21 protein-coding genes are annotated in these 21798 nt (G+C 64.5%); all 21 read right to left on the reverse strand.

Annotated features, from left to right (window positions below; translation table 11 throughout):
- Positions 1-43 precede the first annotated feature (43 nt).
- The 21 genes from ACIBCT_RS35635 to ACIBCT_RS35735 all read right to left on the reverse strand — a co-directional run bounded on the left by ACIBCT_RS35635 (position 44) and on the right by ACIBCT_RS35735 (position 21753).
- Complete coding sequence (locus ACIBCT_RS35635; protein WP_399196338.1) at positions 44-1066, reverse strand: hypothetical protein; 1023 nt, start codon at positions 1064-1066, stop codon at positions 44-46.
- A 279-nt stretch (positions 1067-1345) separates the two neighbouring features.
- Positions 1346-1621 carry a hypothetical protein gene (locus ACIBCT_RS35640; protein ID WP_399196340.1) on the reverse strand — a complete coding sequence of 92 codons (276 nt, stop codon included), beginning with the start codon at positions 1619-1621 and terminating at the stop codon, positions 1346-1348.
- Complete coding sequence (locus ACIBCT_RS35645; RefSeq protein ID WP_399196342.1) at positions 1611-1928, reverse strand: hypothetical protein; 318 nt, start codon at positions 1926-1928, stop codon at positions 1611-1613. Before ACIBCT_RS35645 ends, ACIBCT_RS35640 begins: the two co-directional genes overlap by 11 nt.
- A 15-nt stretch (positions 1929-1943) precedes the next feature.
- The gene (locus ACIBCT_RS35650) at positions 1944-4166 is read right to left on the reverse strand and encodes a hypothetical protein (protein WP_399196344.1); all 2223 of its coding nucleotides are present in this window, start codon (positions 4164-4166) and stop codon (positions 1944-1946) included.
- Positions 4163-6112: a hypothetical protein gene (locus tag ACIBCT_RS35655; RefSeq protein WP_399196347.1), complete on the reverse strand. Its 1950-nt coding sequence runs from the start codon at positions 6110-6112 to the stop codon at positions 4163-4165. Before ACIBCT_RS35655 ends, ACIBCT_RS35650 begins: the two co-directional genes overlap by 4 nt.
- Positions 6113-6153: 41 nt before the next feature.
- The gene (locus ACIBCT_RS35660; RefSeq protein WP_399196349.1) at positions 6154-7098 is read right to left on the reverse strand and encodes a hypothetical protein; all 945 of its coding nucleotides are present in this window, start codon (positions 7096-7098) and stop codon (positions 6154-6156) included.
- Between the two features lie 79 nt (positions 7099-7177).
- Positions 7178-8119: a hypothetical protein gene (locus ACIBCT_RS35665; RefSeq protein WP_399196351.1), complete on the reverse strand. Its 942-nt coding sequence runs from the start codon at positions 8117-8119 to the stop codon at positions 7178-7180.
- The gene (locus ACIBCT_RS35670; RefSeq protein WP_399196353.1) at positions 8119-9582 is read right to left on the reverse strand and encodes a baseplate J/gp47 family protein; all 1464 of its coding nucleotides are present in this window, start codon (positions 9580-9582) and stop codon (positions 8119-8121) included. The genes ACIBCT_RS35665 and ACIBCT_RS35670 overlap by 1 nt, the downstream gene beginning before the upstream one ends.
- Entirely contained in the window at positions 9575-9994 is a 420-nt protein-coding gene (locus ACIBCT_RS35675; protein WP_399196355.1) for a GPW/gp25 family protein, read from the reverse strand. Before ACIBCT_RS35675 ends, ACIBCT_RS35670 begins: the two co-directional genes overlap by 8 nt.
- The gene (locus tag ACIBCT_RS35680; RefSeq protein WP_399196357.1) at positions 9994-10233 is read right to left on the reverse strand and encodes a hypothetical protein; all 240 of its coding nucleotides are present in this window, start codon (positions 10231-10233) and stop codon (positions 9994-9996) included. Before ACIBCT_RS35680 ends, ACIBCT_RS35675 begins: the two co-directional genes overlap by 1 nt.
- Positions 10234-10291: 58 nt before the next feature.
- Positions 10292-11017, reverse strand: a complete 726-nt coding sequence (locus tag ACIBCT_RS35685; protein ID WP_399196359.1) for a phage baseplate assembly protein V — start codon at positions 11015-11017, stop codon at positions 10292-10294.
- The gene (locus ACIBCT_RS35690) at positions 11014-12171 is read right to left on the reverse strand and encodes a phage late control D family protein (RefSeq protein WP_399196361.1); all 1158 of its coding nucleotides are present in this window, start codon (positions 12169-12171) and stop codon (positions 11014-11016) included. The genes ACIBCT_RS35685 and ACIBCT_RS35690 overlap by 4 nt, the downstream gene beginning before the upstream one ends.
- A complete protein-coding gene (locus ACIBCT_RS35695; RefSeq protein ID WP_399196363.1) occupies positions 12158-12430 on the reverse strand; it encodes a LysM peptidoglycan-binding domain-containing protein in 273 nt (90 codons plus the stop codon). Before ACIBCT_RS35695 ends, ACIBCT_RS35690 begins: the two co-directional genes overlap by 14 nt.
- Positions 12430-13146 (reverse strand): hypothetical protein, encoded by a 717-nt coding sequence (locus tag ACIBCT_RS35700; RefSeq protein ID WP_399196365.1) that lies wholly within the window; start codon positions 13144-13146, stop codon positions 12430-12432. The genes ACIBCT_RS35695 and ACIBCT_RS35700 overlap by 1 nt, the downstream gene beginning before the upstream one ends.
- Before the next feature lie 2 nt (positions 13147-13148).
- Complete coding sequence (locus ACIBCT_RS35705) at positions 13149-16388, reverse strand: NlpC/P60 family protein (RefSeq protein ID WP_399196367.1); 3240 nt, start codon at positions 16386-16388, stop codon at positions 13149-13151.
- Between the two features lie 143 nt (positions 16389-16531).
- Entirely contained in the window at positions 16532-17389 is an 858-nt protein-coding gene (locus ACIBCT_RS35710) for a hypothetical protein (RefSeq protein ID WP_399196369.1), read from the reverse strand.
- A 75-nt stretch (positions 17390-17464) separates the two neighbouring features.
- Positions 17465-18061 (reverse strand): phage tail protein, encoded by a 597-nt coding sequence (locus ACIBCT_RS35715; protein ID WP_399196371.1) that lies wholly within the window; start codon positions 18059-18061, stop codon positions 17465-17467.
- Positions 18062-18079: 18 nt separating this feature from the next.
- On the reverse strand, positions 18080-19624 hold the full coding sequence (locus ACIBCT_RS35720) for a phage tail sheath subtilisin-like domain-containing protein (protein WP_399196374.1): 1545 nt from the start codon (positions 19622-19624) through the stop codon (positions 18080-18082).
- Positions 19625-19635: 11 nt separating this feature from the next.
- Entirely contained in the window at positions 19636-20187 is a 552-nt protein-coding gene (locus ACIBCT_RS35725; protein WP_399196376.1) for a hypothetical protein, read from the reverse strand.
- A 211-nt stretch (positions 20188-20398) separates the two neighbouring features.
- A complete protein-coding gene (locus tag ACIBCT_RS35730; RefSeq protein WP_399196378.1) occupies positions 20399-20941 on the reverse strand; it encodes a hypothetical protein in 543 nt (180 codons plus the stop codon).
- Positions 20941-21753 (reverse strand): hypothetical protein, encoded by an 813-nt coding sequence (locus ACIBCT_RS35735; RefSeq protein ID WP_399196380.1) that lies wholly within the window; start codon positions 21751-21753, stop codon positions 20941-20943. Before ACIBCT_RS35735 ends, ACIBCT_RS35730 begins: the two co-directional genes overlap by 1 nt.
- Positions 21754-21798: the final 45 nt, after the last annotated feature.

Consider the following 21798-nt stretch of genomic DNA (forward strand, 5'->3'; position numbering starts at 1 on the left):
AAAGCGGGGGTCCCATGGCTTGGGGGACCCCCGCTTCGTGTGTCTAGGCCACCAGGCCCAGCTCCCTGGCCTGGCTCTCAGGGATCTGCACCCTGTGCGCACCACCGGGCAGGCGGCCCGGCTTGACCGGCGCGTAGGTGCCGTCCTTCTTCTTGACCACGGTGACCTTGTTCTCTTCGTCACGAGACTTGCCCGGAGTGGTGTTGAACGCGACGACCTCCGCACGCTTCTCGGCCAGGAGCGCCAGCGCGTCCCGGCGCAGCAGCTCCGTTTCCACGCGCTCGCGCACCATGGCGTCCATGACCCGGTAGAGGCTTTCGGCGAAGTCGGCCATGAGGCGCGGGATGATCTTGTCGTCGAGCGCGGCCGGAGCGAACGTCTGCGCCTCGTCGGCGGCGGCCGGGACCGCGTAGTGCTCGAAGCCCGGGAGCGGGTCCTGGAGGTCCTGAGGGTTCGGGGGGTCCTGGGATACCGGGGAGGGGCTGTGAGGCTCTGAAATTTCTGCGGTGGGGGCGTTTTCGGGCATCTCCGGCTCGTCCTCCTCCCCCGATTCCTGTTCGGCGTCCGCCTGCGGCTCGTCATCCTCGTCGTCGAAGTTGATGTCGTCGATACCGGCGGAGCTGAGGGCCATGACCTTGATGCCTAGGTCACACGCCTGGCGTGCGATCTCCTCCATGGCGTCGCCGTCGGTGCCCTCCTCCCACAGCAGCAGCAGGTACGGGTCACAGGTGCCGTTGTCGGTGCCGACGATGGCCGTGAGCAGGTCCGTCACGACGTCACCCGTCGCAGGCACCTGCTCGTCGGCGGCGGCGGCGATCTCGCGACCGCGAACGCCGGGAGTCGTGCTGACCACTGCGTGAGTCAGCTCCTCGGCAGCGATGGCCCACGCGTGGACGGCGGCGACGCCGGGAGTGGTGACGGTGCGGTCGGCCGGGAACCAGATGATCAGGTGCCCGTCGTCCTCGGGAAGGACGCTGTCCAGCCATTCGGTGACGGCCTGCTCGATCAGCTCGGCCTTCGGGTTCGCGGTTCCGAGCACGCCAACGGCGAGAGTGGAATCAGACAAGGGGGATCCTCAGCTCAAGAGGTCGGATTCGGCAGACCAGTTCTACCGTCTTTGCGGTGAGTTTGGAAAGTCATACCGATATTCAACCGGAAACTGTTGAGCCCCTGGCGACGGTACCAGGGGCTCAGGGAGCGAGGGTCAGGGCAGTCACGGTGCCCTCGTCCGTCGGCATACGCAAAAGAACCCCTGCTCAACTCCGTTGGCCACCGGAGTACCGTTGAGCAGGGGTTCTTCGTTTGGTAGCGACACAAGGCTCTGCGTAGCAGGACCTACCCTACATCAAGGTCCGGACAGGCGTGCGGTGCGCCGGATCACCTGCGGCTGCTCAGTTCGCCGCGTCATCAGGCCCAGCAGCGCCACGAGGGCAGCCACGGTCCCCGCGTCGGTCACCAGCGGCCACGGGCACCACAGCAGCGCGAGCGCCACGGCGATCACGAGAACCGACTGAAGAAGGACGGGAAGCCGGGCTGCCCCAGCTTCCCGCAGCACTTCCCAGGCGACCCAGCACGTCAGCGCGACCTGCGCCAGCGTGAGAAGGTCGGCCTCAGGCGGCAAGGTCGAACCGGTCCGTCACGAGCTTGCTCTTGGCCCAGTCGGCAACGCCGGTCGGCGACCACAGACCGAAGTGCGTGGCGACGGCGCCGACGAAGGCCGTGAAGGCGGTGATGAGCGCGCTCTTCCAGTCGAAGGCCACGTTCGCGTTGACCGCGTCCAGGGCGGCCGAGACGAAACCGCCGGTCACCGACAGCAGCGCCAGCAGCACGGCGCGGACGCCGCCGCCCCAGCTCGCCTTGGTGACCAGGCCGACGAGGACCGGGAGGATGGTGGAAAGGACGACGGTGAGAAGCTGAACGGTATACACGGTTTTCCCTGACTCCTAATTGTCGAGGTACGGGATCTTCCCGAATTCCGGATACTCGACGATGACTCCAGTTGGCGCAGATTCGTCGAGCGCCTGCTTGAGAATGTAGCTGCGGCGCGCGAAGTCTTTGTAATAGAAGGTGCCGCCGGAAGCGTCATTGTGGCCGTAGCGGTACCACAGATCGATGTTGCCCGACTGCCATGAGAAGTAGTCTTCCGGCGCGATTCCCTCTTCGAGAAGATGGCCTGCCACCGCGAATTCCTCTTCGGAGATCTGCGGCTGGGTGATCTGCGGTTCCCACCGCATAAGAACTCCGCCGTTCGCAGGTGTTTGGAAGACGGCGACGATGCGCTTCCAGCCTTCCCCGAGTGCTGGGGCAGCACTTCCCTCGGTGTAGGAAGCAGGCTTCGCGAGCTGGGCACCCGTGGCCGGGTTGTAGACGCGCAGGAAGAGATCGCCCATCCCGGCCGACTTGTGGACGTAGGCCGAGACGGTGTACCACGCGCCGCCACGCAGGGTGTCGTACTGCGTGATGACCTGCCGGGAAACACCTACCGGGAACGTCACGCGCTGGGCCTGCTGGGTGTCGCTGGGAAGCGGCGATGCCACGTCCTGGGAAGTCGTCTGCGTGCCCCCGGTGAGGATGGTCAGCTTGGTCTTGGCGATGTTCAGCCGGTCCGGATACACGTAGGGGACCAGTGAGTTGGCCATGCGATACAACGTCGGCCCATTGGCCCCGGCGATTTCCACCTGATACATGGTGAATTGTTGCCAGTTTGTGGCCGCGACGTTTTCGAATCGAATTCCGGGGACGAGGTACGCGGCGCGGTTCCATAGGGTTCCGCTGGAGGTGGCGACGTCCTCGGGTACGACGAAATCGCAGTAGACGCGTACCCATTCGGCGCCGTTGGCTCCGGTGTTCACACCGCCGTTGCTGTTGGCGCGGATGCTCAGGAGAGGGTCGGTTTCGTTCGCCCCGAAAATCGCGAAGTCAGCGAACCCACCAACGGGAATCGCCTGCCCCAGATCCAGGCTTCCGAAGGAAGACCCGGTTCCGTGGCCTTCCGACTGCCCGGCGATGGCGGCAATCAGGCTACCGATGGAAAAGGCAGTTCCCGACCCTGCCAGTTCGGGCGGGAAGGTCAGTGCCACACTTCCCGTGGAACTTCCCGTGCCGCTCAGCGAGATCGGGTAGGTGATGTCCAGCGCCACACTGCCGTCGGAAGCGGCGGTGCCGCTCGCGCCGACGTAGATCACCGAGTAGGCATCGAGACTTCCGCTGGAGTCGGCGCTTCCACTCGCGGCGGCCGGGCCGAACTGCCACAGGGCCAGGCGGCCGGTTGAGCTTCCCGTACCGCTACCGGCCATGCCGACCAGGACGGCTTCCATGCGCCCGGTGGAAGCAGCGGTGCCCGACAGCTCGGGAAGGAGCACGACGTAGGTACCCAGGCTGCCGGTGGAGAAGGTATCGCCGTGCGCCTGGGTGGTGGCGACACCGAGAGTGGCTGACGCATGGGGCGTCCCGGACCAGGTGTAGCCAGGGAAGCCGCCGTCTACGTAGGCCGTCTCCACAGTGCCTTGTTCGAGCTGGAGGGCGTCCACCCATGCTGAGGCGGTGCCGCCGTCCACCGCCGGGTAGTGGGTGTTGACCTCCTCGTAGTAGTCCACCCACCAGAGGGTGACCTGCTGGTAGGGGGCGCCTCTGCGCAGGTAGTTCGGCAGCGAGTTGTAGAAGCTGTACGCAGCAGAGCTACTGCTATAGCTGTTCGAGCGCGCCATGAGGGTCGTCTCGGAGTGCGCGGCCTGGTAGTACACGTTGCCGACCGCGATCCGCACCATGAGCCGGTCGGCTCCGGCGCGCGGCGCGATGTTGCGCAGCGCCCACCGGCCGGTGGCCACCACCTGGAGCGTGGCCCGCTGCTGACGCTGGGCGGCGCTCTGGCCGGGCAGCAGATCATAGACGGTGATCGTGATCCGGTTGGCCGCCGGATCCTGCTGGGCGGCTCGGGCCACGACGTAGCCCGACAGGGTGAAAGGACCCGAGCCGATGTCGATGGGCACGGTGGTCTCCATGCCCTTGCTCTGCTCGCTGGTGGTGGTGACCGCGATCTGGAGGCCGTTGTTGCCGACCTGCTTGTTCGCGGTGCCGCGCGACAGGCTCGCCCCGTCAGGGCTGCTCCAGGTGGCCGTGTTCGTCTCGAACGACGGGTTCGGCAGGTAGTTCGCGTAGTTCGTCACGGCGTCTCCACGGTCATGCCGAATCTCGTCTGTGTTTGGTTGAAGGTCGAGGTCGTCGTAGCGACCTGCACGCCGTTGCGCAGCACCGTCAGGGCCGTGCCGGTGGCCCGTACGGTCAGCCGGTCACCGTCGCTGAGCGGTGTGGAGTAGGTGACCAGGTCCGTGATCGCCGCTCCGTTGACCGTCTGGAGCTTGGTCCTGCTCGCGCGGATGTAGCTGGTCTCGCTGGCGGCGCGCAGCACGAGGGCCTGGACCTTGCCGGTGGGGGCGTTGGCCCCGAGAGTTGCGGCGACGGTGGCGTTGGCGGCCCCGTAGTCGATGAGCGCCATGGATCGGGCAGCGTCAGGGTTGCTCGGCCGGGCGACGCCGTACAGGTAGGAGTCGCGCCGGAATGCCGATGCCGTGGCGGGGGTGGTCCACGCCTTGTTGCCGTACTCCGTCGTTCGGCCGGTCAGTGGCGTTATGGCGTTGTCGGTGTAGGCGGTGAAGGTGTCCAGGACGCGCGTGTCCGTGGCCACGCCGAATTCGCGGCCGAGGAAGGCCCCGCGCTCGTCGTAGAACTCCGCGTAGACCTGGGCGGGGTTGACAGGTTTCGCGGTGGCCGTGTGCGGCTGGTGGGTGTAGGCCGACAGCGTGAGTCTCAGGCGCGTGTCGGTGCCGACGACCTGCCAGCGATCGGAGCTGGCGGGCGCGATGCCCAGACGGCCCGGTCGTACCGCCGTATACAGCCTGCCCTGGTAGGTGACCAGCGAGCCGCTCGGGTAGTCGGCGGTGGCGCTCCACGGCTGCGGCTTGGGCAGGGGAATGCCATGCGTGATCGCCGTCAGAGGCTTGACCGTCTGGCCAGCGGCCTCGGGCAGCAGGCGGGCACCGATGTTCGCCGTCGTGGATGCCGCGTTGTTCTTGACGGTGACGGCGTTGACCGACAGGTGGCTTTCCAACGGCTTGGGAGCGCCCAGCACCAGCTCTGTGGCTACGAGCGTTTCCGCGACGGTCCCGGTGAAGGACTGGGGCGCCCAGCCGTGCTGGGATCGGCTGGTCGCGTCGTAGGCGGAGGTCGCTGCGTCCAGGACGAGCAGGACATCCCACCACGTGTTGGCCACGCGGTCACCGGCCGCTGGCATCTGGGCGTAGCCGGTGGATCCGGCGACCTTGCAGACGTAGTCGGCCCCCTCGATGGTGACGCGGTCGCCGACCTTGTAGATGATCGTCGGGTCCCACTCGCGCGGGCGCGGGTTGAGCATCTGGGAGCGGTCGGCCGTCAACATCAGGTTCGGGGACGGGCGCAGCGCGAGGTCCCAGCCGGAGGCGGCGCGTGCCTCCGCGATCATCGCCTCCATGGTGCCGCGCCGGGCCAGCAGTGAAGCGGCATCGCGTACGAAGCTCCGCTTTCGGGCACCGGACAGGCCGGGGTAGGCGGGCAGGCCGAACTGCTGAATCAGCAGGTCGATGGCTCCGATGTGCGCGTACCCGGGATCTTGGCTTCGCCAGGCGGCGGCGTAGCTCGTGCGGACCTTGTCCAGGCCCCACCCGATCAGGGACATGTACCGGCGCAGTGTGGTGTTGGTGTCGGCTTCCAGGTCGAGCCGGTTGCCGCGCATGATCTGGTAGTGGATCGGCAGGCGTGACCACAGCCAGGCCGCGCTTTGGTGGTCGGCAACGTGCAGGCAGCTCGCGGTGGCCGCCCACATCCACTGGCCGCCGAGCTTGATAAAGGCCGAATAATAATGGAAGGTGCCCGGCAAGACGTCGCTGTCGGTGTAGGAGGTCTGGGGCGTGTCCGAGTCGAGCAGGATTTCTCCGTCGATTTCAGAGACGGGGTATCCCCAGCGGTTCTTGACCAGCCGGAAGCGTGCGAATTCTCCGGTGGGCGGATCCCACGTGACGTGAATCTTCAGGTAGTTCAGCGAGTACGCGGTGAAGGATGCCGGATTGAAGTTCGGCAAATCCGGTTCGGGGCCATAAAATCGGGTGCCGTAGTTATGGGTTAGGTAGATGGCCAATGGATTCCGCTTTCTACAACGTTATCGGCTTCCTGCCAGGCGCCGCGCCAGCCGGTCATCTGGTACCACAGCTCATCCCGATATTCCATGGCTTCGTCCAGCGTGGTGAAAATCGGGTGCGGGGACATGTCGTAGAACCGGTGTGAGTTGTCGATGATCTGGATACGAGACAGAGCAGACCCGCCGCGATTGATATCACTGCGAGGAACCGTCCGCAGTCCCTCATAGCAGCAGTAGACGGTGTAACGGCACTCGTCCGGCCTCGGCTTGGGGATGCAGACAGGTGGTTTATCGCCCGGCTTCTGGTCGGGCATTTGGTCAAAAGGGACCGACTCACCTTCTCCCGTGTGGGGGTGACAGCGGATCAGGTGAGCGCGCATGTAGCAATGGGCGTCCAGCTCGCGTGTGCTGGCGTTGAGATCGGTCCGGATTCCCATGCTGATCCGCGTTCCCTTGGCCAGCGTCTCGGTCCAGGTGATGTGCTGGTGCAAGGCGTTTCTGTTGTGAGAGCCTTCCTCCAGCACGTGGCGCACGCCGATGTCGTTGCCGTTGATCTCCAGGCGCAGCGACCGGATCGCCTCATAGCGCTGGGTGTCAGAGTTGGTCTGCCAGTCCGCCTTGATCGTGAAGCACCACAGGCCCGATTCGTTCAGCCGGATTCCCGTGCCGGTGGACATGCCGAACGGATCCTCATCGGCGCGCAGGGTCGGCCGCTGCCAGGCATTTGTGGTGACGTCGAACTCGCGCACGCTGCCCCGGAAAAACGGCACATGCTCTCCACGCGCCACCGACTGAATGCGCGCGGCGACGGTGCCGTGATCAGGAGTCAATCCGCCCGGGTTGTTCGAGGCACGCTGCGGCACAATTCCGAGCGTGCGCTGAATCGCCTCAACCTCCTCCTGAACGCGGTTCATATGGTCGGCCCACACGACGTCAACGTAATTACGTTTTGTGGACCAGACCGGGATTGACTGGGGATAGGACGCGGTCACAGGACCCTCTCAATGATTAAGTGCTGGGGAACCCGCTGTCGGGGTCGTACGCGTACATGCCGCCTCCGACCGGAGTGGCCTCGTACATGACTCCCGGCGGCCTAGGTTCAGACGGAGCCGCGTTTCCGCAGTTGTCGTACGTGTACGAGCGGTTCATGTAGCTGCTGAAGCGCACCGTGTAGGTTTGCTTGCACTCGTCTTTCGGTGGCGGCTCATAGCTGGTGTGAATGCGGCAGCCGTCATCAGGTGGCGGAGGCGGAGGCGGCGGCGGATCCGGATCGAAGTCTGAATTCGGAATGCCCGGCCCGCCCTTGTTGAGGCAGCGCACCAGGTAGCAGCGCAGGTAGACGTTGACCGGCGCGACGGCGCGGTTTACGTCGGCGAGAATGGCGTGCAGGGCAACGGTGATGTCCGTGCCTTCTACGAGGTTTTCCTGCCAAGTGACCGTGGTCGTCATGCTGTCTCGGTTGCCGTCGGTCTCCAGCAGCACATCGCGTAACCCGACGTCCTTCGCGTTGATCTCCAACGACAGGATGCGCGAGGTGATCTGCTGCTGGCTTTGGCTGGTGGCGTGCCAGTCGGCCTTGGCGACGATCACCCAGTAGCCGGTCTGGGGGATGCGGTAGCCGGTGCCGTGTGCGCCGTCGTGGGTGTCCTCGATCGGGTCCAGGCGCGGCCGGAAGTACTCGTTGGGGACGACCTGGGCGCCGATGTTGCTACCCCGGTAGGTGATCATGGGCTCGGCGCGGGCGGCGGCCAAGATGCGATCGGTGACCGTGCCGTAGTCCACCGTGCGGTCCGCCGGGTTGTTGGTGGCCTTGTGCGGCATCAGGCCAAGCGTGCGCTCGATCGCCGCAACTTCGTCCTGGACCTGGTTGAAGTGGGCGGCAAAAATTGGATCTTGAAAATCGCGCTTGGTGCTCCAGCCGCGCAGCGTCGCGGGATAGTTCGCAGGCATCAAGCCACCCCGCCGGTAGTGGCCATGGTGATGGTGCCGAGCTGGGGCAGTTCGTAGGCGGCCATGACGGCATCGGCCAGCACGGTCTGCGCCGCGTCGTGCCGGGCCAACACGGGGATCGTGATGTTGACGACGCCAGGGATCGCCGTCAGTGCGCCGTAGACCTCACCGATGGTGATCTTGGAGCCGAAGCCGTTGTCCGGGCTGTTGACCAGCGACGTGAGGGTGTTGCGGACGCTGGTCTCCACCTGGAAGCGGCGGTAGGTCGGCGCTACGGTGAGCTGCATCGGAGTCGTCACCGACCCAAAATTGATCTTGATGATGGTCGGCCCCTGCACGTTGACCCGCACACCCGCTGCGGAGGAGGCGGTGAGCTGGGCCGTCACGGCGTTGATCAGATCCACGCTCGGGGTCGTCCGGCCGGGACCGGCGATGTAGACCACGACGGAGCTGCTCACGTTGGACACGGCGTTGGCCGCCGAGACGCCCGGCACCGTGAGTGCGATCTTGCTGTAGTCGTCCAGAGTGATGGCGCGGCCGAAAGCGGCGTAGGCCAGGGAGGCGTTGCGGCGGATCTCCTCGATGTCCTCGCGGTCCCCGCCGCCGGTCATGGCCGTGGAGATCGGCACACCTGCTGGAGTGGTGGCCAGCGTGACGCCGTCAATCCCGTCGGACATGGTCCAGATGTGGCCCGCGCCCAGGTTGCCGTTGCGCCCCTCGCCGCTGCGGAAGGTCGCGTACACGCGGGAGCCGAGCGGCGGGATCTCCCCGTTGACGCCGTCGCCGAACAAGAGGCTGACGCTGCCCTCGGGGTCAGGGCGGATCGTGAAAACCGGGTCGTGGGGTGCGCTGTAGATGAGCCGTGCGACGTAGGTCCACTCCAGGTCCGCATATGGCGCTTCGACGTGGACGCGCACACTGCCGTCGATCACTCCGCGATTGGGGATCTCGAACTTCTGTAGCTCGGTGCCGTCGCTCACCCCGAGCAGCATCTTCGTCGTGGTGCGGCCCTCGGCCACGGGTACCACCGCCGTGCCGCCAGCGGCGGGAACAGTGACTTCCTGGGTGGACTCGAAGCGCAAGACGCCGTCGATCGCTTCCAGGTAGCGGCTGCTGAAGGCCGTGCCCGCAGGCACGACGACGGCCGGGCCGTCGGCATCGGTGATCAAGGTGACGGTGCCGACGGCTGCGACGTTGGAGTGACTGACATACCCCAGCACGTCGGCGATGGTCATGACGGCCTGCATCGTGGTGGCTGTCGGCAGGTAGGACTCCGCCAGCAGCCGGTCAATGGAGTAGTTGAGCAGGTCGGCGCTGTGGCTGAACAGCTCGGCGAGCACCACGCCGAAGTCGGCCTCCGAGCGGCTGGTCCACTCCGGAAGGATGATGTCGGCATGCCGCAGGAGATCGGTCTTGATCTCCTGGTAGTCGGCGCTGGTGTAGTCGATGGGGACGTCAGCCACGGAGCCTCTCCCTGATCCGGCCGCGCGAGTCGATCGACGCCGTGTGAATGGAGCGGGCCAGCCCGTCAGGGGAGTCCGGCGCGTCCGTGCGGGTGTAGCGGATGTCGATGGAGGCGATGCTCATCTGATCCGGCTTGGGGAAAGGCCGGACGTCGTTGACGATGACGCCGGGCTCCCACATGGCCATCTGGACCTTGGTCCGCTCGGTCAGCTCAGCCGCCACCAGACCGCCGCCGGGCTCAAAGAGATAGTCGAGCACCGGCACACCGAACTGCGGCAGCATCACCCGCTCCTCGGGCTCGGTGCCGACCACGGACACGATGCGCTGCACGATCTGTTTGGCCGGATCACGGGTGACCGCGATGCCGCCGTCAGCTCCGATCCGAAACGGCAAATCCAGGGCAACGGGCATCAGGACTCCCCGTACTGACCCGCCGGGCTGAAGTAGCTACCGCCTGCCGGTCTGAAAGACGCCTCCGGCTGGGGAGCGGCATCCGCCGGACGGTACAGCAGCACGAGCGTCTCCAGCTCCCGGATACGCGCCTGCGCGGTCCGCAGCCGGGCCTCGGTCACCACGGCGCGATCCTCGGCCGCGATACGCGCGGCTCGCTGAGCCTCCGCGTAGTCAGACAAATTCAGCGCGTCGTCCACGTTTTCACCCGTTCACATCTGGAAATCCGGCTCCTACGAATCCCAGTGTATTTGGGTGTTATACGCCTTTTAGAATGTCAATCTCGGCCTGCATTTTTTCGACCCTTTCGGAGAGCTGGGCGACGGCTCCCCACAGAACACCGAGCATCCCCGCGAGATTCACATGCTGGTCTTGGCGAACCAGATCCGGCAGCATTTCCGCGATGGGGCCGACGCGCGTGATGACGGGATCGGCGTGTTCTGCGTTGTAGTTCCACAATTTGGCGGGCGCATCTCGGACCACCTGCTCGGGGTCGAAGTCCAGCTCTCGGATGTTCTCCTTGAGTTCCCGGCTGGAGCCGTAGACGAAATCGGCTGCGACGCAGTTGACATAACCCGCACCGTCCTTGCCCATGCAGTGCACTTCTCCGCCGGTCAGATTCACCGACGACGAACTTCCAGAGACGATCGCTGGGCTTTTCGGAGCCCGGACCTTCACCGGAGATTCCGGGTGCGTCAGCTCCAGCAGCTCTTCGTCATTGTGCAGGAACGCGAACTTCTTGACGTCATGCGGGATGAAGTACTGCGGATACCGCAGATCGCTGTGAAGGAACCGGATCCATACCTTCTCCCCGACTTTCAGTTTGGAGATCGTCATGGAACCCGGATCGGCCCACTCCGAGATGGTCTTGCCCAGCACATCAGGAACCCGTACCTTGATGCGCCGCTTCTTTTCCGGGTCCTGGGTGGAGACGACGAGCCCCCAGAAATAGCCCTCGTGAACCGGGCGCTTTTCCTCGCTCACAAAATCACCTCCTGCATCGTGCGTGACCGCCACTTTCCGCCCGCCATCACGGCCGAATCGTCCACCATCGGAGCGCTCTGATCGCGGTAGGTGTAGGTGTCGGGGGCGTTGCGCGCGAGCGTCACGTGCGAGGTGAAGTCGATCTTCGCCATACCGGCGCTCGGGGCGTTGACCGGAGCGCGCAGGGTGTGCGTGGCGGCTGTGATCACCCACTCACCGGCCAGCCGCTCGGCGACCGCCGCGCCCTTGAGCTTGATCGGCTGACCGGGCTGGAGGCGCGTGGAGCCCTTGAGCGTGGCCGTGGCCGACAGGTAGTCCTGGCTGGTGATCTGCGCTCCGTCCAGCGTGTAGTCCAGCTCGTCCTGGCTGTCCAGGCGCGTGTCTGGGATGACCTCCTGGCGGGCCTTGGGGTCACCCTGCGTATTGAAGATCTCCCGGCCCGTCTTGAAATCGACACCGTAGGCCGCGTGCTCGATCTTCCGGCCGGTCGGGTCCGGCATGTCGTCGCCGACCCAAGCCCTGAAGTCGTTGATGTGGTACCACTTGTTGCCGCTTTTGTGGATCTCGAACTCGGGCGCGGTCGCCTTCCTCGCAGCAGCCCATGCGGCAGGATCAACGAAATACAGGGTGCCGTTCTCCACCCAGCAGCGCCGCCCGGAGGCTGCCGCGCGCTCCTGAAGAAAGGCGTAGTCGGTCTTACGGTCCTGGTAGACGTACTTGTGAACCCGCTTGGTCTTGTGCGCCACGATGGAAAGCTGATGCTTACGCGCGAGTTCCTTGGCAATCGCGCTGTCGGTCATCTCCCGCCAGTCCTTGGTCCGCGTCACCGAAAGCGCCTGGCCGCTGCCGACGAGCACATAATCCACCTGCACGTTCTGGCGCCGCATCGGAGACTCGGAGACGTAATCGGCGTGGTGGATGTAGCCGAAGAAGGTGTGCAGGTCGTCCGGCTCCCAGCCCCACCGCACCTCAACCAGGCTGTTCTCCTTATACATTTTCGGCTTGATGACGAACTGGCCGTCCATCGGATAGTGCAAGGAGATATACATCAAGGTGTGTTCAGAGACCTTCTGCTCCACCCGAACTTCCAGGGCGGGCGGTGAGACCTTCTTTCCGCTGACCTTGAAATCCAGCAAGGGCTTACGCCAGTACATTCGGCAACCTCAGCTTCATGCCAGGAGAAACGGTCATCCAGTCCAGGATCTCAGGATTAGCGTCAGCGATCATGTACCACAATCCCGCATCCCCGTAATTGCGGAAGGCGATCAGATCGACCCGGTCCCCTTCCTTGACGATGTACTCGGTAAAACGAAAAGACCACGCCCTGTTCGGCCGAAGCTCCCGGCCTCGCACCAGTGCTCCGCGCCGCTTGGTGTAGACGCTCCGCATTCCCTCGTACCTGCTCTCGGCCATCAGTTCGGAACCTCCCGCAGCCGCTCCAAGGCGGAGTTGTTCCCGAAGTCGTGCAGCGGATCCGGGTTGTATCCGTCAACGCTGTCACTACTGCCGGGATCGGTGAAAGAAACGGTGTCGGGAATCAGCGCCACCGACAGCTCAACCGAACATCGAGTGGGCACCATATAGGACGTCCAGTGCTGATACTGCACGGAAAACTCGGTGATGTTTCCGAAGTACCTCAGCGAGTTCGATGATGTGCCGAAGTAGAAACGCATCGGCACGAAGACGGGCACGCCCGTCCCGGTCGTACTCAGCGTTGAAGTGCTGCCTCCGTTGTCGCGATCCGTGCTGAACGCCTGCTTGGTATTCATGCCGACCATGACCTTGAGCTGCTCGATGTCCACGCTGACACCGGCAGCCATTGCCCCCTGATTGAAGGCTTCCGCCCACCGGTCAAACAGCAAGCTGAAAGACAATGTCTGGTTGGTGACACCTCGAAAAAGACCCTGCGCGGTAGGGTCTATACCGGACGCCATCGCGATGTTGCCCTCGTAGCTCGGATAGTTCACATCAATCACGGACGGGTTGAACAGGAACTTGAGGCCCTGCTTGTCTTGGCCCGGCATCGCCTTGTCCTGGACGATGTAGCCACGAGCCACAGTCATTGTCTGGCCGTCCGGCCCGTATGTTGCCTGTAGCGCCGGATCAAAATCTGGGTTGAACTGAACCACTTCTAGCGTCCCTTCGAGATGCGCTTGGTTCGCTGGAGGCGCTCCAATTCCGAGAAGACCTCGCTTGCCGTCTGCCGGGCGAGAGCGACATTGGCTCCGGCGCCGACGGTGAGCTGAATCGAGCCCGGCCCGAAGTTGAAGGTCAGCCCCCCACCCCCGCCGCCGCCACCGGCCACGCGGTCAGACAGGGAATTCGGGGCCACGGCCTCCTTCAGCAGCGCATCGCGGATCCGCTCGGCCGGGCGGCGCGGCACGACCATCTCCCCCTTGTGCAGCACCGCCTGGTGGCCGTCCTCGGGGATCTCCCAGGCGCCCTGCTCATACCAGTGGCCTACCTTCCGGCCGCCGATCGGTACGGCGCGCTGCCAGAAATCCAGCGCCTTGGCCGGTGTCTTGTAGCGGCTCTTGATGTAGCCCAGGCCCCATTCGATCTGTGTGGCGGGGTTGGTGGCCCAGTCCTTACCGGCGCTGGCCATCTTGGATCCGGGGAGCGCCTGCGGGATGCCGTAGGCGTCGCTGGTCGGGTTGTCGGCCTTGTGGTTCCATCCGCTCTCGCGCTGCCACAGAGCTTCCAGGGCTCGCCACTGCTTGCCCGTCCAGCCCAGCTCGGCCGCCATCTTCTTGCCGATCTTCTTGTTGCTCTCGGCGGTGCCTGACCCCTTCGGCACGGACGGGATCTTGACGTCGCTGCCTTCTTTGACGCCCACTTTCTTGGCCTCGGTGAGCGTGGACGGATCGTCACGCGCTTCCTTGATCGCCAACTCGTTCTGCGCCTTCTCGATGTCACTGCTGCCGGTGCCGCGCGAGCCGAAGAAAGCCTTGATCGCGTCCACCTCTTCGACCGACCCCAGCGAGTTCGCGACGCCGGAGCTGGGCGAGCCGGTGCCCTGAACGCTGGTAGAGCCGTCGCCGATGACCTCGGTACCGGACTCGCTGGGGGCCGATACCTCGTTCTTGCGCGGCCCGGCCTCCTCGCGCTGCGGCTGACCATCACGCACGTTGGCGCTGGGGACGTCAGTGGGCGACACGCCAGCGCGCGGCCCCTTGAGCCAGCTCTTGATCTTGATCGCGCCCGCGAAAGGATTACGCGTTCGGACGACCTGAATGTTCTTTCCGGTCTGCGGCGCGTGCACGTAGGCACCCCGGTTGATCAGCATCTTCACGTGGCCACCGCCACTGGTATAGATGAGGTCTCCGGGCTGTGCCTCCTTCGCCGAGACGTTACGGCCCTTGGCATCGTTCATCTGGCTCCAGGTGTCACGCGGGATCTTGATCCGCGCCCCCTGCCAGTAGGCGTACTGCACAAGGCTGGAGCAATCGAAGCCCACAGTCTTCGCGCCGCGCCCAGTGCCCAGGGTCGGCCCCTTGACGTTGCCGCCACCCCAGGAGTACGGCACGCCCACCTTCGACAGCGCCGCATCGATGACGCCTCTCGCCACGTTCGGCGAGCTGCTCGACTCCTTCTTGGCCGAGTTCTTCGACCCCGGCTTCCCTGATCCGGCCTCCGGCGGCAAAGGCGCGGACGAGGACGCCTCCGTGGCCGTACCACCCGGCGCGAGGATCCCGCCCAGCAACGACTTCGCACCGGACAGGCCCGGGATGGAGTCCATGATCGACCCACCGATGGACAACCCGTTCTGCACCGAGGGATTGACCGTGGAGACATATCCCGTGAGGCTGACCAACCATTTTCCGAAAGGCGTTTTGAACAGGTTGTTGAACGCCTTGTTGAACGTGGTCAGATGCTCGGTGGCGGTCTTCATGCCGCCCATGAAGTTCTCGTTCGTGTTCGCGTCCTTGGCGTTGGTAACCGCCTCGGATCGCTTCAGCGTGTTGATCGTGTCGTCGGCGAGCCCGGCTTTCTTGAGCTTCTCCTGAGCGGCACTGATCTTCGCCTTGTTGCCGTCAACAGCATCGTCGAGGGTGAGATCGGTCAGTGCCTTCTTGTAGTCGTTCTGGCTCAGGCCGTGCTCGCTGACGGTGACGATGGCATCGAGCTGGGCGCGGACATTCGACTTCATCTCCTCGTCCATGCCAGCGGTGTAATTCTCAAAGGACGCGGAAGCGAGCTGACCCGGCTTCATGGACTTCATGAATTCCGACATCCCGATTTTCTCACCGCCCCACGGCCCATAGATGGAATCGAGATAGCCGTAGAGGTTGTCGATCGTGCCCTTGTACTTCCCGCCGCCTGCGTAGGTGTCGCCGATGCCCATCTGCACGCTGCGCCGCTGCGCCTGCGGGGAGCGCATGTACGCCTCAAGGTTGGCGGTGCTCGTCGCCGACGCGTACGGGTTGGCAGCAGCCAGGCCGGTGAAGTCCCGCCATTGCTGCTGCGCCTGCGGGGAGCCCTGGAAATTGCGGGTGCCGATCAGGTTGCCCATCATCCAGTTCGAGTTTTGGGCGTCCTGATGGTTGTAGCTCCAAAAGCTGTAGCTGCTGGTCGCGTCCTGGCCGAAGGTCTGCTGCCGGATGGCGTCCCGCCGACGGTTCGGATCCCCGCCGTAGGCGACCGCAGGCATCTGCCGGGCCGCCCTGGAGGCGTAGGCGTGCATCTCCTGCATCTTGCCGCGCTTGGAGTCGCCGTAGGCGGCGGCGAAGTCCCACGCGAAGCCCGCCAGGCTACCGATACCGGACGGCAGCCTGACTTCCTGAGCGGTCGGCCGCTGCGTCGGCGGGATGCTGGAGAAGGGATTGCCTGGGACCGAGCTGCCGGAGCTGCCCGGGGGTACGCCGCCGTTGTTGTAGCCGCCCCCGCCGGTAGCCGCCATGCCACCACCGCCACTGCCACCGCTTCCGGCTGGCGGCATGCCGCCGTTGTTGTAGCCGCCCCCTCCCCCGCCTCCGCCGCCACCGCCGTTCGGGGGCTGACTGGAGCCGCCGCCACCGGCTGCTGCCGCACCGCCGTTGTTGTAGCTGGTGCCGTAGCTCGGCGGCTTGAATCCCGGGGCCATGACGTTGCCCAGGATGTAGCCGCTGCCTGACTGCTGCTGGCCGGTGGCTGCCCTGGCGGTCGGCAGATAGGAGCCCTGGCGGGCCGGGAGGTAGGACTGCTGCTGGGCCTGGGTGGTGGGGTTGTAGCTGCCCTTGCCTGTACCTGCTGCGAAGCCGAATCCGCTGCCGGTGCGCGACATCACGGCCAGGACCTTCGCGAAGGTCTGCTGAACCTCCACCAGCGTCTTGGTGTTGTCCCGCAGATTCTTGGCGAGGTCGTTAGCCTCCAGCAGGTACGTCTCAGCCATTGGCCCTTTGCCTCTCCAGGCGCCATCTGGCGAGCGCCACGTAATATCTGCGTTCGCGCACAGTCAGAGCACGCGCGTCACCGACGGACCACCCGTAGGTGAGAACGAGGTCGGAGTCGGTATCCACGACGCGCCGGTAATCGCTAGTTCCAGCGAAACAGGGCAGACAGGGTGACCTGCACCTTCTGCTCATGCGCGCAGCTTGCGCACGTGATGGGCACGCCGTCCTCGTCCGGGCCGACGCGGCGCTTGCGCAGCTCCTCCAGGAGGGTGGCGCGATCCGCCAGGCCCAGATCACGCATCGCGACCTCGGCATCCATCTGGCCAGCGACCGGGCGCGTGGCGCCCGACGGGCCGCGCAGGGAGATGACCGTGCGGGCCAGGAGCAGCGTGTCAGCCTCAGCGATCGTCAGGTTCCCCGCGCGGGCGGCGTGGACGACCGCGTTCTGATCCACGCCCCGCGTCAGGCGCACCCTCGCGACGACGCCGCGCTTCAAGGTGACCTCGAACTCCGTGGCGCCGGGGACGGGACTCTTGGTGATGGGGATCTCATCGAGGCCGACGGTCGCGCCGAGCTTTTGCCCGCAGCCGCCGCAGGTCAGCTCGTAATCGATGCTCTCGCCGTAGGTGGCTCGCCGGATGCCGAGCAGCAGCATGTCACGGTCGCCCACCACGAGCTGGCCGAGGAGATCGGGGGTGGCGGGCCGGTCACCGATGGCCACGGTACCGCGCTCCAGGAGAGTCGTCAGGAACGCCTCCGGAGCAGACGAAAGCGCCGCCCGGGAGATGGCCTCCTCGTCGGCGCCGGTCAGCTCACGCACCCGAGCCAGAGTGATCACCTGGCCGTCCAGCGTCAGGCCGCACGCCAGCTCGACGACATCGTCTGTGGGTACGTCCGGCTGCGGGAGGGGGTTCATGTCCTCCAGGACGCGCTGCATGTCGGCAGCAGCCGCAAGGTCCGTGGCCGGGTTCCGATAGGTGATGTCCGAGTGCGTTTCCAAGGCGGTAATTCTCCTTAATATGCGACGGGCTCGTCTTACATAACGTTAGGAGAATTACCGCCTCAGATATTAACGTCAGCCCGCAGAGGAGAACTCCTGGGCGGTTCCGGTGGCCGACTTCGGCGCGATCGTGAATCCAAACCCTTCGTGAACCAACGTCATCTGGTTGACGATGATCTGATTTGCTCCGGCGTCAAGGTCGGAAAAGCTAGCCGTCGTAGGCCACGCGTTGTAGAGCTTGAACCGGGCGCGGACATCGCCGTCGCCTTCCATGACCGGGTGGTTGAGAACCTGGATTTCCACGTCCACCCGGAAATCGTATCCCTGCGTCGCCTGCGGCGTTCCGAGCCCCATGTCACCGCCGGATGAGACGGCCATGACGGTGCGCATCCAGCGCATCATGAAGCTACCCTCGTCGCCGACGATCAGGCCCTTGGAAAGGGTCACCGGCTGGAAATCCGTCTGGCCAGGGAGCTTATGCGGCGAAGTGGAATACCCACCCTCTCGGTAGGGAATTACATCGGTATTTACGGAAAGTCCGGAGACGGACATGAAGCCCATCTGCGTGGGCGGCTCGATACCGGCAGTGCCATTCGCACCACCCCGCGAAAACGCCACCTTGAACTTGAAGTTCCGCAGCGGATCAGACGTCAGAAGGTGTCCAGTAGGCATTTCTCACAGACCTCTCTCTTAGAAGTTCTCTTCGGTCGAGGTCTGTCCATCCCACTGACCGACCTTAATGACGATAAATTCGGCCGGATACCGCAACGCGACACGGACATCGACATTTACACGACCCGCGTTGATGGTCTGCGGCGTGTTATTCGTGTCCGAGCAGATGGTGTTGAAAGCCTCGCTCTCGTTGCGTCCCGCGAGAATTCCCTGCCGAAGCTGAGCCAGCAGATAACGGTCCACTGTCATCTTGATGACCTGCCACAGGTCCGGGCCGTTCGGCTCGAACACGGCGAATTTCGTGATGTCGCCGAGCTGCTTTCGCAGCATGATGAGCGTGCGCCGGACGGGCACATACCGGTCGGGAAGCTCGCGCTTCAACGTCCGCGAACCCATGATGCAGATGCCATTTCCGGGCACCAGCCGGATGACATTGATGTGGTTGTCCGCGAGGTCGTCCAGTTCAGCGGGAGTGAACTTGCACTCAGCCGCGAGAACACCATCGAGCCGCGTTTCCGTACCGGCCGGGGCCTTGGCCACATGCCGCACCGAGTCATTGCGCGCGAAACGCCCGAGAACCGCACCACCCGGCGGCAGCAGCCTGACCGCGCCGTACATGTTCGTGGCCGGGTCATTGGCCATCAGCCACGGACCGTAGACGGCGCCGTACGACGTCGCCCGGTACGGGTCCGAGCCGAGCACCAGGCCCGTGTAACCGGCGGCGATCTGCGTGGACGTCGAGCCCTCAGTACCTCGCGGGCCGTCGATGACGACGAACACCTTGCCGGTGCTCTCCGCCCACTCCAGGACCGGGTTGATGATGGAGTCGCTGACGACGGCCGGGATGTTGAGGTCGATGTTGTCGTCCAGGTCACCCAGCTTCTTCGCCGCCGTGACCATGTCATACGGTGCGACGCCGTCATTTCCGGTACCCAGGGTTCCGTCCTGGGCGGGGATGACATCGTTGGTCGCGCTGTAGGTGTAGGTCTCGGTGATCTTGACGTTCGTCAACCGCAGCACGAGCGAACCAGCCCACGTGCTATTGACGATGTTCACCGCATAGCGGCTGTCGTCGGGGTTCGAGGACAGGTCTTCGAACCGCTCGACCTCTCGCCCGGAATCGCGGACGATCAGCGTGAACCGGCCAGCAGGCGCACCCGTCGGCACCACGTGCACCGACAGCGAGTTACCGCCGATTCCCGGCGAAAGCGCCGTGACCTTCAGCGCGTCCTTCGGACCGTTGTTCGGCGCACCGGACGGCGTCGAATCCTTCAGCGTCACCGTGGCGTACGTCGCGTCAGAACGCGTCGAGCGCACGATGTAGCACTGGCCGCCACCGTTCTTGTAGAACAGGTAGACGGCGTACGGCAGATAACTGCCGGAGATGAATCCACCGAAAAGGTTCACGAACTGCGCCCACGACTTGATCTTCGTCGGAAGCGCCGGACCCTTCTCCGTGATCCCGACGAATGCCGCCACAGCCCGCGCGTCACCATAGCCATTGGCACCGCGAGGAGACAGATCCTCCTCGATGTATACACCTGGGGTTAGGTACTCGGCCACTGAACTCCTCTTTAGTCCTCTTCGGCTTCGTAGACGAAGTCGAAGTGCTCTGTCTCTTTGTCGTCGCGCAGGGGCCGAAGTGTCCCGGCGACTCGATCGGGGAAGGTGAGCCGTTCAATGTCCCAGGGCGTCATCTCAGAGGCGACGCGGACCAGATAGTAGGTCTCGAAAATGCGCTTGTTGTCGGCGTCCAGACGGGATGAATATGTCGGCCCCGCCTGAACGTCCATGGACACGTGCACCCCGATTTCCGGGATGTGCAGTGCGCCACCGCGATGCGGGATCCGCGCTTCCCTCCCCAGCTCGACCGTCAGGAGTGTCTGGTGCTCCTGCGCGCGAGTGAAGACCGACACCTGGTAGTCGATGTCGAAAGGGATCGGAAATCCCGCGTAGTAACCCCAGCGTGCACCGTCAGGAACCGGGTCCTTACCTTCGGGCGTGTAAGGAATGCGGACACGGCCTCGGTGCTCGCGTTCGAAAGCCTGATAGACGCCTGTCCGGGTGAGAACCAGGATGGGGTACGTCATGTCAGCGGCTTCGGGTTCGGGCTGCGAGAAACGCACAGGAACGGGCTCCGTGAGACCAGGAAGACTGATCCCAGAAAGCCTCGTCTTTATCGCGCGATCCTCGCGAAGCACCCACGGCATGACTGGTTACTCGCCCCAGCCAATCGCGCCCTCGTCCTCGTCCTCATCCACAATGCACACCCTTAATAGAAACGACTACACATTCAGAGTAAGGGCGGAAACACAAACGTTTATAAAATGGAATCCGTCACGGATTCTGCGGCAATTCCGGCTGGCGCTCCGTCAAGTACCACTTCGAGAACTGCGCATCCCCTCGAAGGTCTTCGGGCTTGAGCTGAACGGCATCGATGCCCGCGACGAGATCACGCCTGCGGATCTGGCCAAGCACGGAAATGCGGGAGACGCGGTAGACGCGGTCGTCATAGACCAGCCGGTCCCTGACGTACTGGCCATGCGTGACGTCCATGGCCGCCAGGCCCGCCAGCTCCAGGCCCGCGATCGGCACCGTCACGTGCAGGCTGTCGGTCCAGTACAGGCCGCCCGGCATGCGGTCGGGCGTGCCCTCCTCACGGATCAGGCGAATCACCGGGATCCGGATCGGGCCGTGGAAGACCCTGCCGCCGGACGCGGGCTCGTCATAGACATCGTGGTAGGCCGATTCCTGGCTGCTGTAGCGGTAGTACTCCGCCCAGTCGCCCCACACGTCCTGGTGATCCACCATCGAGTCATCAGCCAGAGCGGCTTCGTAGGTGGCGTCGAAGCGCCCGCGTTTCCTATCGAGTCGAGACATCAGTAACCAAAACCGCCCCACACCGGCGACGGGATGCCGGACTCGTCCTGGTCGGGGATGTCGCGGTCGGGAAGCTGGCGGATCGGCGGGCCGTACTCGTCGTACTCGCGGGCCGCGAAAACGGGGATGTAGCGGCCGGTCATGTAGGAGACGCGCCGCAGCGTGCCCTGCTCGATCCGGTACAGGCCAACGTTGAGCTGCTGACAGAGCTTCTTGTAGCGGTCGGTCAGCAGATCGATCATGCGCATGATCTGGTCGAATCGCTGGCCACGCGGCAGGTGCGTGCCCTCGGCCGTGGAGATATCGGTGTCACTGGAGGCATCGGTGAGCATCGTCCACAGCGCCTCGATCGTCGCCAGGATCGCCACGGCGTCGATCTCGACCTCAGGCAGGTTCGACAAGGTCTTGGCCACCCGCAAGATCCGGATGAAGCCCGTGGTCTCCTCGCGGTAGCGCGTCTGGAGCGTCTGGCCGTGGCAGTGCTGGCGGGCCGCCGTCTGCACGAAGCGCGTGATCTCGGCGTCGGAGAACATCGCGTACGCCGTGCCGCTGACGAGCAGCTTGTCCCCCACCGGCACCGGCTCGGCCAGACTCAGCAGGCCGGTCCGCAGGTCGAGCATCACCAGCTCCGGATCCACCGGAGTGGACACGCCGCCGGACAGGATCCGCACGCTGACGGATGAGCCATCGATGTTGCGGACACCGGTCTCGTAGGAGTCGTGTCCGCCGTCAAAAGACTTGAGAAAGCCTGCGCCCAGGTCGCCGAGTTCAGTCCGTACCCGAGCGATGACATCAGCAGTAGTAGTGGGCACGTTCCTATTCTCAGCTCTGCCCGATTTTGTTTGTTAATGACAAAA

It is taken from the genome of Streptosporangium sp. NPDC050855 (assembly GCF_044456585.1).
Taxonomy (GTDB): domain Bacteria; phylum Actinomycetota; class Actinomycetes; order Streptosporangiales; family Streptosporangiaceae; genus Streptosporangium; species Streptosporangium longisporum.

Bases quoted from the DNA above. Each gene is read 5' to 3' on its own strand.
- ACIBCT_RS35715 (WP_399196371.1), bottom strand. From the start codon at position 18,061: ATGCCTACTGGACACCTTCTGACGTCTGATCCGCTGCGGAACTTCAAG.
- ACIBCT_RS35695 (WP_399196363.1), bottom strand. From the start codon at position 12,430: ATGGCCGAGAGCAGGTACGAGGGAATGCGGAGCGTCTACACCAAGCGG.
- ACIBCT_RS35705 (WP_399196367.1), bottom strand. From the start codon at position 16,388: ATGGCTGAGACGTACCTGCTGGAGGCTAACGACCTCGCCAAGAATCTG.
- ACIBCT_RS35690 (WP_399196361.1), bottom strand. From the start codon at position 12,171: ATGTACTGGCGTAAGCCCTTGCTGGATTTCAAGGTCAGCGGAAAGAAG.
- ACIBCT_RS35665 (WP_399196351.1), bottom strand. From the start codon at position 8,119: ATGCCTGCGAACTATCCCGCGACGCTGCGCGGCTGGAGCACCAAGCGC.
- ACIBCT_RS35675 (WP_399196355.1), bottom strand. From the start codon at position 9,994: ATGCCCGTTGCCCTGGATTTGCCGTTTCGGATCGGAGCTGACGGCGGC.
- ACIBCT_RS35730 (WP_399196378.1), bottom strand. From the start codon at position 20,941: ATGTCTCGACTCGATAGGAAACGCGGGCGCTTCGACGCCACCTACGAA.